12 protein-coding genes are annotated in these 15113 nt (G+C 67.2%); 6 read left to right on the forward strand and 6 right to left on the reverse strand.

The window, feature by feature from the left end; translation table 11 throughout:
- Positions 1-10 precede the first annotated feature (10 nt).
- On the forward strand, positions 11-2248 hold the full coding sequence (gene pbpC / locus LXE91_RS19410; protein WP_039351170.1) for a penicillin-binding protein 1C: 2238 nt from the start codon (positions 11-13) through the stop codon (positions 2246-2248).
- Positions 2249-2476: 228 nt separating this feature from the next.
- Positions 2477-3166, forward strand: a complete 690-nt coding sequence (locus LXE91_RS19415) for a hypothetical protein (RefSeq protein WP_039351174.1) — start codon at positions 2477-2479, stop codon at positions 3164-3166.
- Between the two features lie 39 nt (positions 3167-3205).
- On the opposite strand, the gene LXE91_RS19420 is transcribed toward LXE91_RS19415, so the two are convergent.
- On the reverse strand, positions 3206-3727 hold the full coding sequence (locus LXE91_RS19420; protein WP_039351177.1) for a GNAT family N-acetyltransferase: 522 nt from the start codon (positions 3725-3727) through the stop codon (positions 3206-3208).
- A 20-nt stretch (positions 3728-3747) separates the two neighbouring features.
- Entirely contained in the window at positions 3748-5001 is a 1254-nt protein-coding gene (locus tag LXE91_RS19425) for a multidrug effflux MFS transporter (protein ID WP_039351180.1), read from the reverse strand.
- 298 nt (positions 5002-5299) lie between these two features.
- Here LXE91_RS19425 and LXE91_RS19430 point away from each other — a divergent pair, with 298 nt between their 5' ends.
- Entirely contained in the window at positions 5300-5836 is a 537-nt protein-coding gene (locus tag LXE91_RS19430; protein WP_039351183.1) for a hypothetical protein, read from the forward strand.
- Positions 5837-5911: 75 nt separating this feature from the next.
- Here the strand turns inward: LXE91_RS19430 and LXE91_RS19435 are convergent, their stop codons facing one another.
- Positions 5912-6808 carry a glutamate/aspartate ABC transporter substrate-binding protein gene (locus LXE91_RS19435; RefSeq protein WP_046196525.1) on the reverse strand — a complete coding sequence of 299 codons (897 nt, stop codon included), beginning with the start codon at positions 6806-6808 and terminating at the stop codon, positions 5912-5914.
- Positions 6809-7229: 421 nt separating this feature from the next.
- On the opposite strand from LXE91_RS19435, the gene LXE91_RS19440 reads away from it, so the two are divergent.
- The 3 genes from LXE91_RS19440 to LXE91_RS19450 all read left to right on the forward strand — a co-directional run bounded on the left by LXE91_RS19440 (position 7230) and on the right by LXE91_RS19450 (position 13191).
- Complete coding sequence (locus LXE91_RS19440) at positions 7230-8882, forward strand: S8 family peptidase (protein WP_039351186.1); 1653 nt, start codon at positions 7230-7232, stop codon at positions 8880-8882.
- A gap of 722 nt (positions 8883-9604) precedes the next feature.
- Entirely contained in the window at positions 9605-12370 is a 2766-nt protein-coding gene (gene mgtA / locus LXE91_RS19445) for a magnesium-translocating P-type ATPase (protein ID WP_076841355.1), read from the forward strand.
- Positions 12371-12447: 77 nt separating this feature from the next.
- On the forward strand, positions 12448-13191 hold the full coding sequence (locus LXE91_RS19450; protein WP_039351191.1) for a transporter: 744 nt from the start codon (positions 12448-12450) through the stop codon (positions 13189-13191).
- A 70-nt stretch (positions 13192-13261) separates the two neighbouring features.
- Here the strand turns inward: LXE91_RS19450 and LXE91_RS19455 are convergent, their stop codons facing one another.
- The 3 genes from LXE91_RS19455 to LXE91_RS43745 form a co-directional block, all read right to left on the reverse strand.
- Positions 13262-13546, reverse strand: a complete 285-nt coding sequence (locus LXE91_RS19455; protein WP_039351195.1) for a hypothetical protein — start codon at positions 13544-13546, stop codon at positions 13262-13264.
- 98 nt (positions 13547-13644) lie between these two features.
- Entirely contained in the window at positions 13645-14520 is an 876-nt protein-coding gene (locus LXE91_RS19460; RefSeq protein WP_039351198.1) for a LysR family transcriptional regulator, read from the reverse strand.
- A 77-nt stretch (positions 14521-14597) separates the two neighbouring features.
- On the reverse strand, positions 14598-14999 hold the full coding sequence (locus LXE91_RS43745; protein ID WP_174990628.1) for a hypothetical protein: 402 nt from the start codon (positions 14997-14999) through the stop codon (positions 14598-14600).
- Positions 15000-15113 lie beyond the last annotated feature (114 nt).

A 15113-nucleotide genomic window follows, 5' to 3' on the forward strand; every position in this document is an offset into this window, starting at 1 on the left:
CGAGACCTTGATGATCGATCCGGTATTGCCGCGGCCGGCGCGTTTCGCCGGCCGCGTATTCGTCGCAATCGTGCTGGCCGCGCCGCTCGTCGCACACGCGCTGCCGAGCTACGACGAAGTGCGCCGCAACTGGCGCAGCTCCGACTGGGTGCTGCTCGCACGCGACGGCACGCCGCTGCAGCGCACGCGTGTCGACCTCACCGAACGGCGCGGCGACTGGGTGTCGCTCGCCGATGTGTCGCCCGCGTTTCGCGAGGCGATCGTCGTGTCCGAAGACAAGCGCTTTTATGAACACAGCGGCGTCGACTGGCGCGGCATCGCCGGTGCCGCATGGGGCAACCTGTGGAACGAGCGCACGCGCGGCGCATCGACCGTCACGATGCAGCTCGCCGGGCTGCTCAGCGATTCGCCGCGCCGCTCGGGCCAGCGCTCGCTGCCGCAGAAGGCGACGCAGGCGGTCAACGCGCTGCTGCTCGAACGCGGCTGGCGCAAGGATCAGGTGCTCGAGGCGTACCTGAACCTCGTGCCGTTCCGTGGCGAGACGATCGGCCTCGCCGCGCTGTCGCAGGTGCTGTTCGGCAAGGCGCCGTCGGGCCTCGATGCACGCGAAGCCGCGATCGCGGCCGCGCTCGTGCGCGCCCCCAACGCAACACCCGCAAAAGTCGCCGAGCGCGCGTGCCGGATCCTGCGCGACATGCATGCCGAGCAGGCCTGCGCGTCGCTCGACGGCTACGTACAGCTCGTCATCGCGCGCCCGGCCAGCGCCGCGCGCGACGACGGCGCCGCACTCGCCCCGCACTTCGCGCGACGCATCGCGGCCGAGGTCCGGCCAACGGCCGGCGCGCAGATCCGCACGACCCTCGATGCGCCGCTGCAGCGCTTCGCGCGCGACACGCTGGTGCGCGCGCTGACCGAGCTCAACGCGCCCGCGCACCGGCGCAACGTGCAGGACGGCGCAGTCGTCGTGATCGACAACGCGACCGGCGAGATTCGCGCGTGGGTCGGCTCGTCCGGCGCGCTGTCGGGCGCGCGCGACGTCGATGCCGTGCTCGCGCCGCGCCAGGCCGGCTCGACGCTCAAGCCGTTCCTGTATGCGCAGGCGATCGACGAGAAACGGCTGACGGCCGCGTCGCTGCTCGACGATGCGCCGATCAACCTTGCCGCCGGGGGCGGCCTGTACATTCCGCAGAACTACGACAAGGATTTCAAGGGCTGGGTGAGCGTGCGCAGCGCGCTCGGCGGCTCGCTGAACGTGCCGGCCGTGCGCACGCTCGTGCTCGTCACGCCGCACCGCTTCGCGCGCACGCTGACCGCGCTCGGCCTGCCGCTCGCGCAGGAAGGCGATTACTACGGATTCAGTCTCGCGCTCGGCAGTGCGGACGTCACGCTGCTGTCGCTGACCAACGCGTACCGCGCGCTTGCGAACGGTGGCGTGGCCCGCAAGGTCGTCGACCGGCCCGCGCCGGCGCCGGCATCCGGCGCGTCGGCCGCTGCGCCCGCGACCGACGGCACGCGCGTGTTCAGCGAGGCAGCCAGCTTCGTCGTGACCGACATCCTCTCCGACAACAACGCGCGCGTGCGCACGTTCGGCTTCGACAATCCGCTCGCGACGCGCTTCTTTTCGGCGGTCAAGACCGGCACCAGCAAGGACATGCGCGACAACTGGACCGTCGGCTTCACGTCGCGCTATACGGTCGGCGTGTGGGTCGGCAATGCGGACGGCTCGCCGATGTGGGACGTGTCGGGCGTCACGGGTGCGTCGCCCGTGTGGTCGGCCGTCGTGGGCTACCTGCACCGCGACCAGCCGAGCCGTGCGCCGCGCGCGCCGGCCGGCGTCGAGACGCGCCGCATCACGTTCGAACGCGATATCGAACCGTCGCGCAACGAGTGGTTCGTCGCGGGAACGGCCGTCGACACGATCCGGCTCGCCGCCCCCGTCACGCCGGGCAAGGACGGTGCGCGCGCGCCGCTGACGATCGGCATGCCGACCGACGGCACGATCTTCGCGATCGATCCGGACATTCCGCCGAAGAACCAGCGGATCTGGTTCGAGCGCTCGGCCGGGCGCGCCTCGAAATTCGCGTGGCGGCTCGACGACAAGGTGATCGGGCATGCCGATCGCATCGCGTGGATGCCGTGGCCGGGCCGGCACCGGCTCGAACTCGTCGATGCGCGCGGCAAGGTGGCCGATACGATCAGCTTCGAGGTGCGCGGCGCATTCGCGAAGGCGGCCGCGCGCAAGCCTTGAGCGGGTGAATGCGTGAGCCGGCGTTGCCTGTTGCTCGCCCAGGTGATGGCGCCGGCACGCTCACCGCACGACTGACGCCCCGCCGCCGGCGTAGCGGCACGGCGCACGACCCGCTCGACGGCAGCATGCCAAACGGCCGAGCAGCGCCCCGATTCGGGACCTAGAATAGGAACGGCGCCTCACTATCTGCGCCGACCGGTTGCCCCACTCTCGTCAAGGCCCGCGACCATGAACATTCACCCCAGGCGTTTCATCCGCCCCGCGCTGGGCACGCTCTGCCTCGCCACCCTCGCGACGCTTCAGGCGTGCAACGGCGATGCCTGCTTCGGCGTCGATGCCTGCTTCAACAACAACACGCAGACGGTCGCGCTTTCCGGCACGGCCGCGACGGGCGGTGCGCTCGCCAGCGCGCAGGTCACGGTCAGTTGCGTGGCAGGGTCGGCGACGACGCTGACGGATGGCGGCGGCAACTACCGCTTGACGGTCAATGCGGCGCTGCCGTGCGTGATCACCGTGACGTCGGGCGGCACGAGCCTGCATTCGCTCGCCTATGCGGGCGGCACGTTCAATACGACGCCCGAGACGGAGCTGATGCTCGTCTATCTCGCCGCCCAGCTCGGCACGAACACGGGCACATTGATCGGCAATTTCCAGGGGAATTCGCGCTATCAGCAGGCGATGAACAACGCGGACACCGTACAGGCCGCGCAATCGGCCGTGGTGACGAACCTGCAGCAGCGCTATTCGGTGGCGCTCACCGCGCCGGCGTTCCTGACCACATCGTTCACGGTCGGGCAACCGGGTGTCGACAGCGATCTCGCCGCACTCGCGAAAGCCGGTGCAATCGACTCGAACGGGATGCCGGATCCGGCTGCGGTATCGCTGCTGACGCAGGCCGGCGCGGCGCATCCGCTGTAAACGGCCTGTGGTGGAAAGAAATTCGCCCGGTAGCGGCCGTCAGGTGCGCGCTTCGGATTCGCCATCCGCCAGCAACGCCCACCGTTCGTGGTCGCGCCATTCGCCGCCGATGCGCAGATAGCGCGGCGAAAACCCCTCTTTCGCGAAACCGAGCCGCCGAACCAGCGCGATCGACGCGTGGTTGCCGGGCTGGATGTTCGCTTCGAGCCGATACAGCCCGAGTTCGCCGAACGCGACGCCGATCGCCGCGCGCCGGGCTTCGGTCATCGGCCCCGTACGGCTGAACGCCGCCATTCCGTAGTACCCGAGATACGCGCTCTGGAACACGCCGCCGACGATCTCGTTGAGGTTCACCACACCGACCACCGCCCCGGACGTGCGTTCGCGCGCGACGAGGCCGACGTTCGGCCCCGTCAGGCAGCGGCCGAACCACTGGTCGAATCCCGCCTGATCGGTGAACGAATCGACCCACGGGAGATGGTGGCTCCGGCTCGCGCGGTTGGCGGCGATCAGGTCGGCGGCGTCGGCACGGGCGACGCGGTTCAGCAGGATCGGGCTCATGGCTCGTCGACGGCGGGCACTTACGCGGCCTCCTCGCGCCCGCACGCGACGGGCGCGGCCTGCGCCTGCTGCTGCGACAGGTACCGCAACAGCTTGGTGACCATCCACACGACGATGCACGACAGCAGGACGAAGAACACCGCGAGCGGCGTCAGCACGTGAATCGACACGAAGCCGGCCAACCCCATCATCGCGGACGAGACCAGCAGCAGCGCGCACCCGAGGATCGCGCTCGTCAGGCCGGCGATATGCGGAAACAGCGAATTGCCCTTGGCCATCAGCGTCGGATACATCGCGCCCGCGCAGAAGCCCATCACGAGCACCGGCGTCGCGAGCGTCCAGACGCGCAGCCCGACGGTCAGCGCCAGCACCAGCATCGCGACCGACGCGCCCGCCATCACGCGCGCACCGATGCGCAGCCGTTGCTCGGCGCTCGGCAGCCCGGGCCGGTGAATCCGGTTCGACAGGCCGCCGAGGAAATACATCAGCCCGATTCCGAGCGCGAGATAGCCGAAGAAGGTCGGCGGCTTGTGCAGCGTGGTCTGCACCATGAACGGCCCGACGATGTTGAACACGAGCAGGATGCTGTAGCACAGCCCCTGTGCGAGGAAGCAGCTCTGGAACACCGGGCTCGCCAGCACCTTGCCCGCGTTCGTCATCAGCGTGCGCGGCTCGAGATGCACCGGTTTCGGCAAGGTTTCGCGGTAACGCCACAGCAGCGCCCACATCACCAGCGAGTACACGAGCAGGAACACGAGGCACGCGCGCCAGCCGAACCATTCCTGCAGGTGCGCGCCGATCACCGGTGCGACGATCGGCGCGAGCCCCCACGCGATCGACATGTATGTGAACGCGTGCATCAGCGCCTGGCCGGAGAACGAATCGGTGATGATCGCCTTCGCGAGCAGGTTGGTGGTCGCGATCCCGAAGCCCTGCAGGCAGCGCGCGAGCACGAACGTCTCCAGGTTCTGCGCGCCGAGCGACAGCAGGCAGCCGATCGTGTAGATCACGAGCCCGAACGCGAGCACACGCTTGCGCCCGTAGGCATCGGCGACCGGCCCGAAAATCAGCTGGCCGAGCGCGTAGGCCGCCATGTAGCCGGACACGCTCGACTGGATCGCCTGCGGAGTAGTGGCGAACGAACGGGCCATGTCGGGCAGCGCGGGCACGTAGATGTCGATCGCGAGCTGGCCGGCGGACGCGAACAGGCAGATGAGGAACAGCAGGAAACGCGGCGAATTCGACTCGCGCGCGGGAGTGAGCGTGGCGTTCATGACGACGGGGAAGGAGGTCGGGCAGCAGTGCCGCAGCGTCAATGTTCGAATGTCGAACACGCGTGCGTGTCGCGGCGAATTCCGTATTGTGCCTGTTGTTGCATCGGGCGACAGGATTCCCCTGGCACGGGCGAGGTTGAATGCCGATTGCGGCGCGTCCCGACATGCGCTAACCGGCGCCGGCCGGCGGCGGTTTTAATGTTGATTTAAGCCGACGGCGGCATTGTCTCGGATGGCTCACTCCGTGAGCCGCACGTCATTGTTGATTCGATCAATCTCGTTTGATGGAGATACGAAGATGCGATTCCGTTCGTATATGGCGGCGGGCGCGCTGGCGCTGGCGCCCGTGTTCGCCCTGGCCGGGCAGGCCGGCGCGGTTGCCGCCCAACCGATGTTCGTCAACATCGACGGGCAGGCCGTGCCCGTGAAAGCCGAAACGCGGGTCGTCCAGACGGCCGTCGGCCCGATGAAGGTCAGCACGTGGAGCTGGCATAGCCCGCAAGGCGGCGCGAGCTTCGAGATGCAGACGTCGTCGGGCGGCCTGCCGCCCGCGGCGGCGCTGCGGCAAATGCAGGCCGCGCAGTACCGGATGCAGGCGGCTCAGGCACAGATGGTCGCGATGCAGCAGCAGATGATGGCGCTCCAGCACATCGCGTTCGCCAATGCACTGGCGATGCCGATGCCGCAGCCCGTCGGCTTCGCGATGGCGCCGTGGGCCATGCCCGAGCCGGTGCTCGTCATCGTGCCGGCGCAGCCGTCGGTGCGTTCGACGGCCCCGGCAACGCCGGCCGCCCCTGCCGCCCCCGCCACGCGCGGCACGGAAATCAAGGCCTGACACGCGTCGCGCCGCTCGGCGCCACGCGCTCGAACCGCCGGCATACGCCGGCGGTTTTTCATTGCGACGGCCGAATCAATACTGCGCCTGATCCGTCGGATTCCTGAACAGCTGCTTCATCTCCGCCGACAGCGGATAGTCGAGGCTCACGCCCTTGGGCGGAATCGGCTGAGTGAACCACTGGTTGTAGAGCTTCTCGGCCGCGCCCGACGTCTGCATCTTCGCGATCACGCCGTCGACGACATGCTTGAACGCCGGATCGTCCCTGCGCATCATGCACGCGTAGTTTTCGTGGACGAGCGGTGTGCCCGTCACCGTGTACGCGCCCGGGTTGCGGTCCTTCGCGATCTCGCCGTACAGCAGCGGCTCGTCCATCACGAACGCCACCGCGCGCCCGGTCGTGACGTTCATGAACGCTTCGGCATGATCCTTCGCGCTGATGATCGTCATGTTCATCGCCTTCTCTTCGTTGAGCTTGCGCAGCAGGCGCTCGTCCGACGTGCCGGCCGTCGTCGCGACCGTCTTGCCGGCCAGGTCCGCGAAGTCCTTTACGCCGGAATCCTTGCGCGTGCTGAAGCGAATACCGTACAAAAAGATGCTGTTCGAGAACGCGGCCTGCTTCTGCCGTTCGAGCGTGTTCGTCGTCGAACCGCATTCGAAATCGATCGTCCCGTTCTGCAGTAGCGGAATCCGGTTCTGCGACGTGATCGGGATTTCCTTCACCGCGAGGTTCGGCGCGTTCAGTTCCGTCTTCAACTGGTCGATGATGCGCGACGCGATGTCCCGCGAATAGCCGATGTTCTTCTGCTGGTTGTCCGAATACGAGAACGGCACCGACGATTCGCGAATGCCCAGCGACACGACGCCCGTGTCCTTGATCTTCTTCAGCGTGCCGGTGAGGGCCTGCGCGTGCGCGGTGCCCGCCAGCGCACAGGACAGCGCAACGGCCAGCCAGCGTAAGCGGCGATCCATGCTTTTCTCCTGACGAAACGTTGATCGAATCGCGATCGTACGCCCGACAAAATTCGCGTCGCATCAGGGAAAGCGTAATCAACCTTCCACCGCGGCCGGGCCGTGAAAGATGTTTTCCGTACCGCGCAAACCGGCCCGCGCCGCACGTGTCGCCCGACCGGCCGCGCACGCACTCGCCCCACCTTCTGTGCCATGTGTTCCAAACGCGCGTTCATGCTGCAACGCACCAACGTAATCGTTTGCGCCCACCCCGGTTTTTCTCGTGAAACGCACTCAAGAAGCCGCCGCGCTGGCCGTTACCCAGTGCATGGCGCGTCGCAGCAACCTTGCTGCAACCGTCAGACAAAAAAGACAAGGTCCGGGTCAGCCGGACCAGCGCCACCGCCGGCACGACGGTTATCTACGAGGATCGAGTTTCAACATGAGAACCAAGCGTTTCAATTTTGCGCTGGCGCGCTCCGCACATGCGCGCATGCTCGCCGGCATGCTGTCCGCCGCCGCCCTCCTGCCCCTCGCCGGTTGCGGCGGTGGAGGCGGCGGCGACGGCAGCAACCCGTCTTCTTCCAACGCAGCGCCAGCCCCTGCCCCCACGCCGTCTCCCGCGCCCTCCAATCCCACGAGCCCGCCCGCGTCTTCCGGCAGCAATGCGTGCACGACGCAGCAGGCCGCCGTGCAGATGGCGGCGCAGACCGCGCCGACCGAACCGCCGATCGATCACCTGATCGTCAAGCTGAAGACGCTGACGGCCACGCGTGCGATGGCGGCCACCGACAACGGGACGCGGCTCGACGCGGTGATCCAGCGCTCGATGACGCGCTGGACCGCGCCGGTCACCGGCAGCGCACGTGCCTATGCGAGCACGGTCGGGCAAACGCCGGTGAACGTGCAGGTCGAACGGACGATCTCGAACGGCGCGACCGTGCTGTCGCTCGGCCAGCGCATGGCCGCCACCGACGCAGCCGCGCTCGCGCAGGCATTCGCAGCCGATTCGGATGTCGACTACGCGGAACCGGATCATCCGATGCAGATCCGTGACACGCCGAGCGACCCGCTCTACAGCCAGCAGTGGTACCTGTCGGACCCGACCGCCGGTATCAACCTGCCGCCCGCGTGGAGTGTGACCAAGGGTTCGCCGACCGTCGTCACGGCCGTGCTCGACACCGGCTACCGGCCGCACGCCGACCTCGTCGGCAACCTGCTGTCCGGGTACAGCTTCATCAGCAACGTCAACACCAGCAACAACGGCCTGACCCGCAGCTCCGACGCAACCGACCCGGGTGACTGGGTCACGCAGCAGGAACTCGACAACGCAAACGGCCCGTACTATCACTGCGCGAGCCAGCCGAGCGACAGCAGCTGGCACGGCACCCGCGTGATGGGCGTGATCGGCGCGACCGCCAACAACGGCACCGGCATCGCCGGCGTGTCGTGGCTCGGCCAGATCCTGCCGGTGCGCGTGCTCGGCAAGTGCGGCGGCACGACGAGCGACATCGCCGACGGGATGCGCTGGGCCGCCGGCATCGCGGTGAACGGCGTGCCGAACAACCCGCGCCCCGCGAAGGTCATCAACCTGAGCCTCGGCGGTGTCGGCGCGTGCAGCACGACGTTCCAGCAGGCCATCGACGACGTGACCGCGAAGGGCGTGACCGTCGTCGTCGCCGCCGGCAACGACGGCCTGTCGACCGGGCTCGACCAGCCCGCGAACTGCCGCGGCGTGATCAGCGTCGGCGCCACCGACGCGACCGGCCGCCGCGCGTCGTTCAGCAACTTCGGCCCCGATGTCTCGCTGAGCGCGCCGGGCGTCAACATCCTGTCGACGTCGAATACCGGCACGACGACCCCGGGCTCGGACACCTACGGCCTCGCGAACGGCACCAGCCTCGCCACGCCGCAAGTGACGGGGGTTGCCGCGCTGATGTTGTCGGTGAACGGCAACCTCACGCCCGCGCAGATCCAGCAGAAGCTGCAGGGCGGCACGCGCACGACCAAGCTCGCGGCCGGCACGTCGTGCACCGCGATGCCGGCAGGCTCGGGCATCCTCGACGCAGGGGCCGCCGTCGCATCGGCCAACTGATACGCCACCCTTCTGCCCCGCCCCGGCCGCGCGCATGCCGATATCGCATGCGCGCGGCCGTTTCATTGGCGTCGATCCGACGGCGCGCCGTGCACGCATCACCCCGATTACGTTTCTCGAAATAACGACTGACAAAAAGGTTGACGCTTCGCACAGCGACCCATTACCATCGCTCCCGTCTAATTACATGGAGTGTTCTGTGAACACCGATGCGAGTTGTAGTTGGTCCTTGACCAACTTGACTGCTGCCTGAGGAAAACGCGCAGAGCCTCGTCTTCTGCCGCATCCCGGGAAGCAGGATGCGGCGTCCTTCCGGCCTGACTTGACTGGCCAGATCTCCCGCCGAATTTTCATTGTTGTCGAATGCACGCGATGCGCCGTCGCGCGCGTGCGTTCGTGTTGCGCGCAGCGTCAGCCGCGCGCGCTTTCCGTTCGCGTGCCGTCCGGCCGCGCGCCTTCGTGCGTGCGTCGCTATCGATCGCCCGCGCCAATTACTCGCAACCGACAGGAGTGCAGATGAACTCAGACGACAGTAGTCGATTACCGCTCGCCGGTGCGACGCTGCGCACTGCCCCTCCGGCCGCACCGCACGCGCCGGCGAGCGTTCCCGCCTTCACCGATCCACAGCCGATCGCGCCTGACGCGACGCGGCGGGGAGCGTTCGTGCGTCGATAACGTCACGGCCGCTCCCCGCCCGCCGCCTCGTGCGCAAGGAGCGACTCATGACAACACGACACAACACATCGCAAAAGAAACAGCGCGGCTTCATCAAGGCCGGCGCCGGCCAGCAGAACGACCCGCGCATCATGCGCGCCGCGCAGGAAGCGGCCCGGCCGCTCGAAGACACGCTGAAGTCGCTGAACACCAGCACGCGCGGCCTCACCTACGACCAGGCCGCCGACCGCCTGCAGCACTACGGCCCGAACGAAATCGCGCACGACAAGCCGCCGCACTGGACCCGCCAGTTGCTGCTCTCGTTCCACAACCCGTTCGTCTACGTGCTGCTGGTGCTGGCCGCCATCAGCTTCTTCACCGACGTCTACTTCGCGGCGCCCGACGATCGCGACTACGTCGGCATGACGATCCTGCTGACGATGGTCACGATCAGCGCGCTGCTGCGCTTCGTGCAGGAATTCCGTTCGCTGCGCGCGGCCGAGAAGCTGAAGGCGATGGTCCGCACGACCGCCACCGTGCAGCGTGCCATGACCGACACGTCCGAACCGACACGCCGCGAAGTGCCGATGCGCGAAATCGTGGCGGGCGACATCGTGCACCTGTCGGCCGGTGACATGATCCCGGCGGACGTGCGCCTGCTCGCATCGCGCGACCTGTTCATCAGCCAGGCCGTGCTGACCGGCGAGGCGCTGCCCGTCGAGAAGTACGACACGCTCGGCGCGGTCGCCGGCAAATCCGCCAGCACGCGCGCAGCCGACTCCGCGACCGATACGTCGGCATCGCTGCTCGATCTCGAGAACGTCTGCTTCATGGGCACCAACGTCGTCAGCGGCACGGCGACGGCCGTCGTCGTCGCGACCGGCGAGGACACCTACTTCGGCTCGCTCGCGCGCAACGTCGTGAGCCACAAGCGCATCGAGACGAGCTTCGACCGCGGCGTCGCGAGCGTGAGCTGGCTGCTGATCAAGTTCATGTTCGTGATGGTGCCGATCGTGTTCATGATCAACGGGCTGACCAAGGGTGACTGGCTGAGCGCGCTCACGTTCGCCCTCGCGGTGGCCGTGGGCCTCACGCCCGAGATGCTGCCGATGATCGTCAGCGCGAACCTCGCGCGCGGCGCGGTTGCGATGGCGCGCCGCAAGGTCGTCGTCAAGCGGCTGAACTCGGTGCAGAACTTCGGCGCGATGGACGTACTGTGCACCGACAAGACCGGCACGCTCACGCAGGACAAGATCATCCTCGAGCATCACCTCGACCTGTCGGGCTACAAGGACGAGGAGATCCTGCGGCTCGGCTGGCTGAACAGCTTCCACCAGAGCGGCCAGAAGAACCTGATCGACATCGCGGTCGTCGCGCGTGCCGACGAGATCGGCGAGCGCGTGAAACCGCAAGGCTACAAGAAGATCGACGAACTGCCGTTCGACTTCGTGCGGCGCCGCCTGTCGGTCGTCGTCGAGGACACGCACGGCACGCACCTGCTGATCTGCAAGGGCGCGGTCGAGGAAATGCTGGCCGTCTCCACGCACGTGCAGGATGAGGACGGCGTGCGCCCGCTCGACTTCGTCGCGCGCAAGCGGCTGCTCGAACAGGCCAGCGCCTACAACGAGGACGGCTTCCGCGTGCTCGTGCTCGCGACGCGCACGATCCCGCGCGGCGACGAGCGCCAGCAATACCGCACCGCCGACGAACACGACCTCGTCGTGCGCGGCTTCCTGACTTTCCTCGATCCGCCGAAGGAATCGGCAGCGCCGGCACTCGCCGCGCTGCGCGAGAACGGCGTCGCGGTGAAGGTGCTGACGGGCGACAACCCGATCGTCACGATGAAGGTGTGCCGCCAGGTCGGCCTCGAACCCGGCAAGCCGATGCTCGGCACGGAAATCGAGGCGCTCGACGACGCGACGCTCGCGGAAGTCGTCGAACGCACGACCGTGTTCGCGAAGCTCACGCCGCTGCAGAAGGCGCGCATCGTGAAGGCGCTGCAGGCAAACGGCCACACGGTCGGCTTTCTCGGCGACGGCATCAACGATGCGCCCGCGCTGCGCGACGCCGACGTCGGCATCTCGGTCGACAGCGGCGCCGACATCGCGAAGGAAACCGCCGACATCATCCTGCTCGAAAAGAGCCTGATGGTGCTCGAGGAGGGTGTGATCAAGGGCCGCGAGACGTTCGGCAACATCCTGAAGTACCTGAACATGACCGCAAGCTCGAACTTCGGCAACGTGTTCTCGGTGCTCGTCGCCAGCGCATTCCTGCCGTGGGAGCCGATGCTCGCGACCCAGCTGCTCGTGCTGAACCTGATCTACGACACGTCGCAGATGCTGCTGCCGTGGGACAAGATGGATCCCGAGTTCCTGAAGAAGCCGCGCAAGTGGGAAGCCGGCAACATCAGCCGCTTCATGCTGTGGGTCGGGCCGACGTCGTCGGTGTTCGACATCACCACGTACATCCTGATGTGGACGGTGTTCGGCGCGGGTGCGATGTATCACCTGAACGGTGGCACCGGCGGCCAGATCGTGATGAACTCGGGCTGGTTCATCGAGAGCCTCGTGTCGCAGACGCTCGTCGTCCACCTGCTGCGCACGCAGAAGATCCCGTTCCTGCAGAGCACGGCCGCGCTGCCGGTGCTGCTGTCGACGTTCACCGCGATCGCGATCGGCTGCTGGCTGCCGTTCTCGCCGTTCGCGGAGTCCCTCGGCTTCATGCACCTGCCGGGCACCTTCTGGCTGTGGCTCGCCTCGACGATGGTCGGCTACATCCTGCTCGCGCAGATCGTCAAGACGATCTACGTGCGACGCTACAAGCAGTGGCTCTGAACGTCTTCGCCTGACGGCCTGCCGGCCCGCGCCCTCGGCGTGGGCCGGCAGGCTCGCCACGCACCACGGGTGACACGATGAAAAGAATGCTTCCGCTCGCAGCCGCGAGCGCCCTCCTCGCGCCGTTCGATGCCCTCGCCACCCATCCGCTCGTCAGCGACGACACGGGTACGCAGGGCAACGCGAACTGGCAGTTCGAATTCAACGCGGAGGAAACCTCGAAACAGGAAGAAAACGGCCGCCACCAGCTGTGGAACGCGACGCTCACGCGCGGGTTCGGCGAACATGCCGATCTCTACGTGAACGCGCCCTACACGCATCTGCAGACCCGCACCGACGAGAATGGCGCCGGGGTCGGCGATGTCGAGATCGGCATGAAATGGCGGTTCGTCGAACGCGGCCCGCTGTCGATCGCGCTGAAGCCGAAACTGACGGCGCCCACCGGCAACGACCGGCGCGGGCTCGGCACCGGCCGCGTGGGTGCCGGTGCAACGCTGCTCGCGCAGCTCGACGTTGCGCGATTTTCGTTTCTCGCGAACGCGGGCATGACCTACCAGCCGAATCGCCAGGGCGACCTGACGTCGATCTGGGCGGTGTCGGGCGCGGCGATTTACAAGGCGACCGACAAGCTGCAGATCGTGGCCGACATCGGCACGTCGCGCCACACGGCGAGCGGTGCCGGCGCGAATCCTGCATTCGCGATCGCAGGCGCGATCTATTCGCCGAAGCCGTGGCTCGATCTCGACATCGGCTACCGGCGAGGGCTGAACGACCAGACCTACGATCATTCGGTGATGGGCGGCGTGACGGTGCGGTGGTAATGCACCGGCAAGCCGCATCGAGCCGCATACTGAACCGCAAGACGACGGGCCGCTTTCAGCGGCCCGTTTTTCATTGTGCGTCGTTCGCGCCGAACAGTTGCGCGCACACCGCTCGACCTTCGTCGGTCAGCGCGGCGCTGCCGGTGCCGTCCTCGTTCAGCGTCGTCGCGCTCAGGCCCGCGGCGTCGAGCTGCGTCAGCACACGGCGCAGCGTGCTCATCGGCAGTTGCGTGCGTTTCGCGATCTTCGGCAACGACCAGGTCTTGCCGGCCGGATCGCTCGCGGCTTCGTTCAGCGTCGCGAGCGTCGCAACGAGTGCGGGGTCGAGCGGGGAGTCGTCGGATTCAGAAGTCATGGGTGGGGGTCGGTGAGCGAGACTGGGGCTTGCGTTCGGGTGTCCGGCACGCAATCGGGCGAGCGCCGCCGGCCGAGGAGACTATACCGCTTCGTCCATCATGCATTCTTGATCGCGGCACGCATGAACGACACGAAGCGTGTGGTGACTGGATCGTCGCGGTTCGACAGCCAAGCGAGCCCGACGCGCCACTTCGCGTCCTTGCCGTCGAGCGGCAATACCGTCGCGTCGCGCAGCAGATATTGCGCCCGCGACGGAATGAACGCGACGCCCGCGCCGGCCGCGACCGACGCGAGCACCGACTGCACGTCTTCGGCCTGCTGCGTCACGTGCGGCACGAAGCGGCGCTCGACGCACCACCGGTCGACCTGCGCGGCCAACCCTTGCCCGCGTGCACGCTGCAACGCGATGAAGCCGATCTCGTTGAGCGTATCGAGATCGGCCGGCACGCGCTTCAGGCCAAGATGCGGCGGCACCGCCAGCGCCAGCGCCTCGTCGATCACCTTGAACGACGACAGTCCTTCGTCCGACGGCAGGCGCAGGAATCCCGCATCGAGCTTGCCCGCGCGCAACCGGCGCGTCTGCTCCGCGGACGACAGGTCACTCAACGTGACGGCAATGCCGGGATTCCGGCTGCGAAACTCCGCGACGAGCTTCGGGACGAGCGTCAGAACCGACAGGCAGATGCCCAGCCGCAAATGACCGCGCTGCCCGCTCGACAGCTCACGCGCGCGGGTAAGAATCTCGTCCGCATCGCGCACCAGCGCCTGCGCATCGGGCAGGAAGCGCTCGCCGAACGCAGTGAGCTCCGCGCCGTGCCGGCCGCGCTCGAACAGCTTGCCGCCGAGGCTCGCCTCGAGCGCGCCGATCTGCTTGCTCAGTGCCGGCTGGCTCATGTGCAGCGCATCGGCCGCGCGGCTGAAATGACACAGCTCGGTGACCGTCAGGAAGGTTCGCAGCAGTTTCAATTCCATTCTTAAAAGGAATCTTAACGATCAAAACATTCATTTTACCGATCGAATGCGATGACGTTCAATACGGACATGCCCTTTCAGGAATCGACCGTCATGTCTGTTGATCTCGTCTGTGAATGTCCGCCCGACGACACTTCGTGCGCACCGGCCGCCATCGATGAGCGCGCCGCGACGGCCGATCCGTGCGCGCCAAAACGTCGCACCGAACGCACCGACGGCCGCGGCCGCCGCTTTCGCTTCGGCGATGCGGTGGACGCGATGAGCGCGCCGAACGACGCGCCGCCGCGCCCCGTGACCGGTTCGATCGCGATCAGTTTTGCGGTGGTGTCGCGGCGCAACTGGCCGCGTTGAGCATCGTCGCTATCGACCCACGGTCGCGCCGCGTATCGTTTCATATACAGAGCGACCGCAAGCGCGCAGCCCACTGCGCCCTCGTCAAGTCGCCGACCAGCACCACCAAAACTCACCGAATCGCGCATCTTTTCCCGCCTTCAATCGTCATCGCTCCGCGATCGACCGTATAATTTTCCGCATCCCGCTGACCGCCCACGCATTCCACGCAGCCTCACCGCGCGTGAAAAGGAGACTTTCGC

The organism is Burkholderia contaminans (assembly GCF_029633825.1).
Lineage (GTDB): Bacteria > Pseudomonadota > Gammaproteobacteria > Burkholderiales > Burkholderiaceae > Burkholderia > Burkholderia contaminans.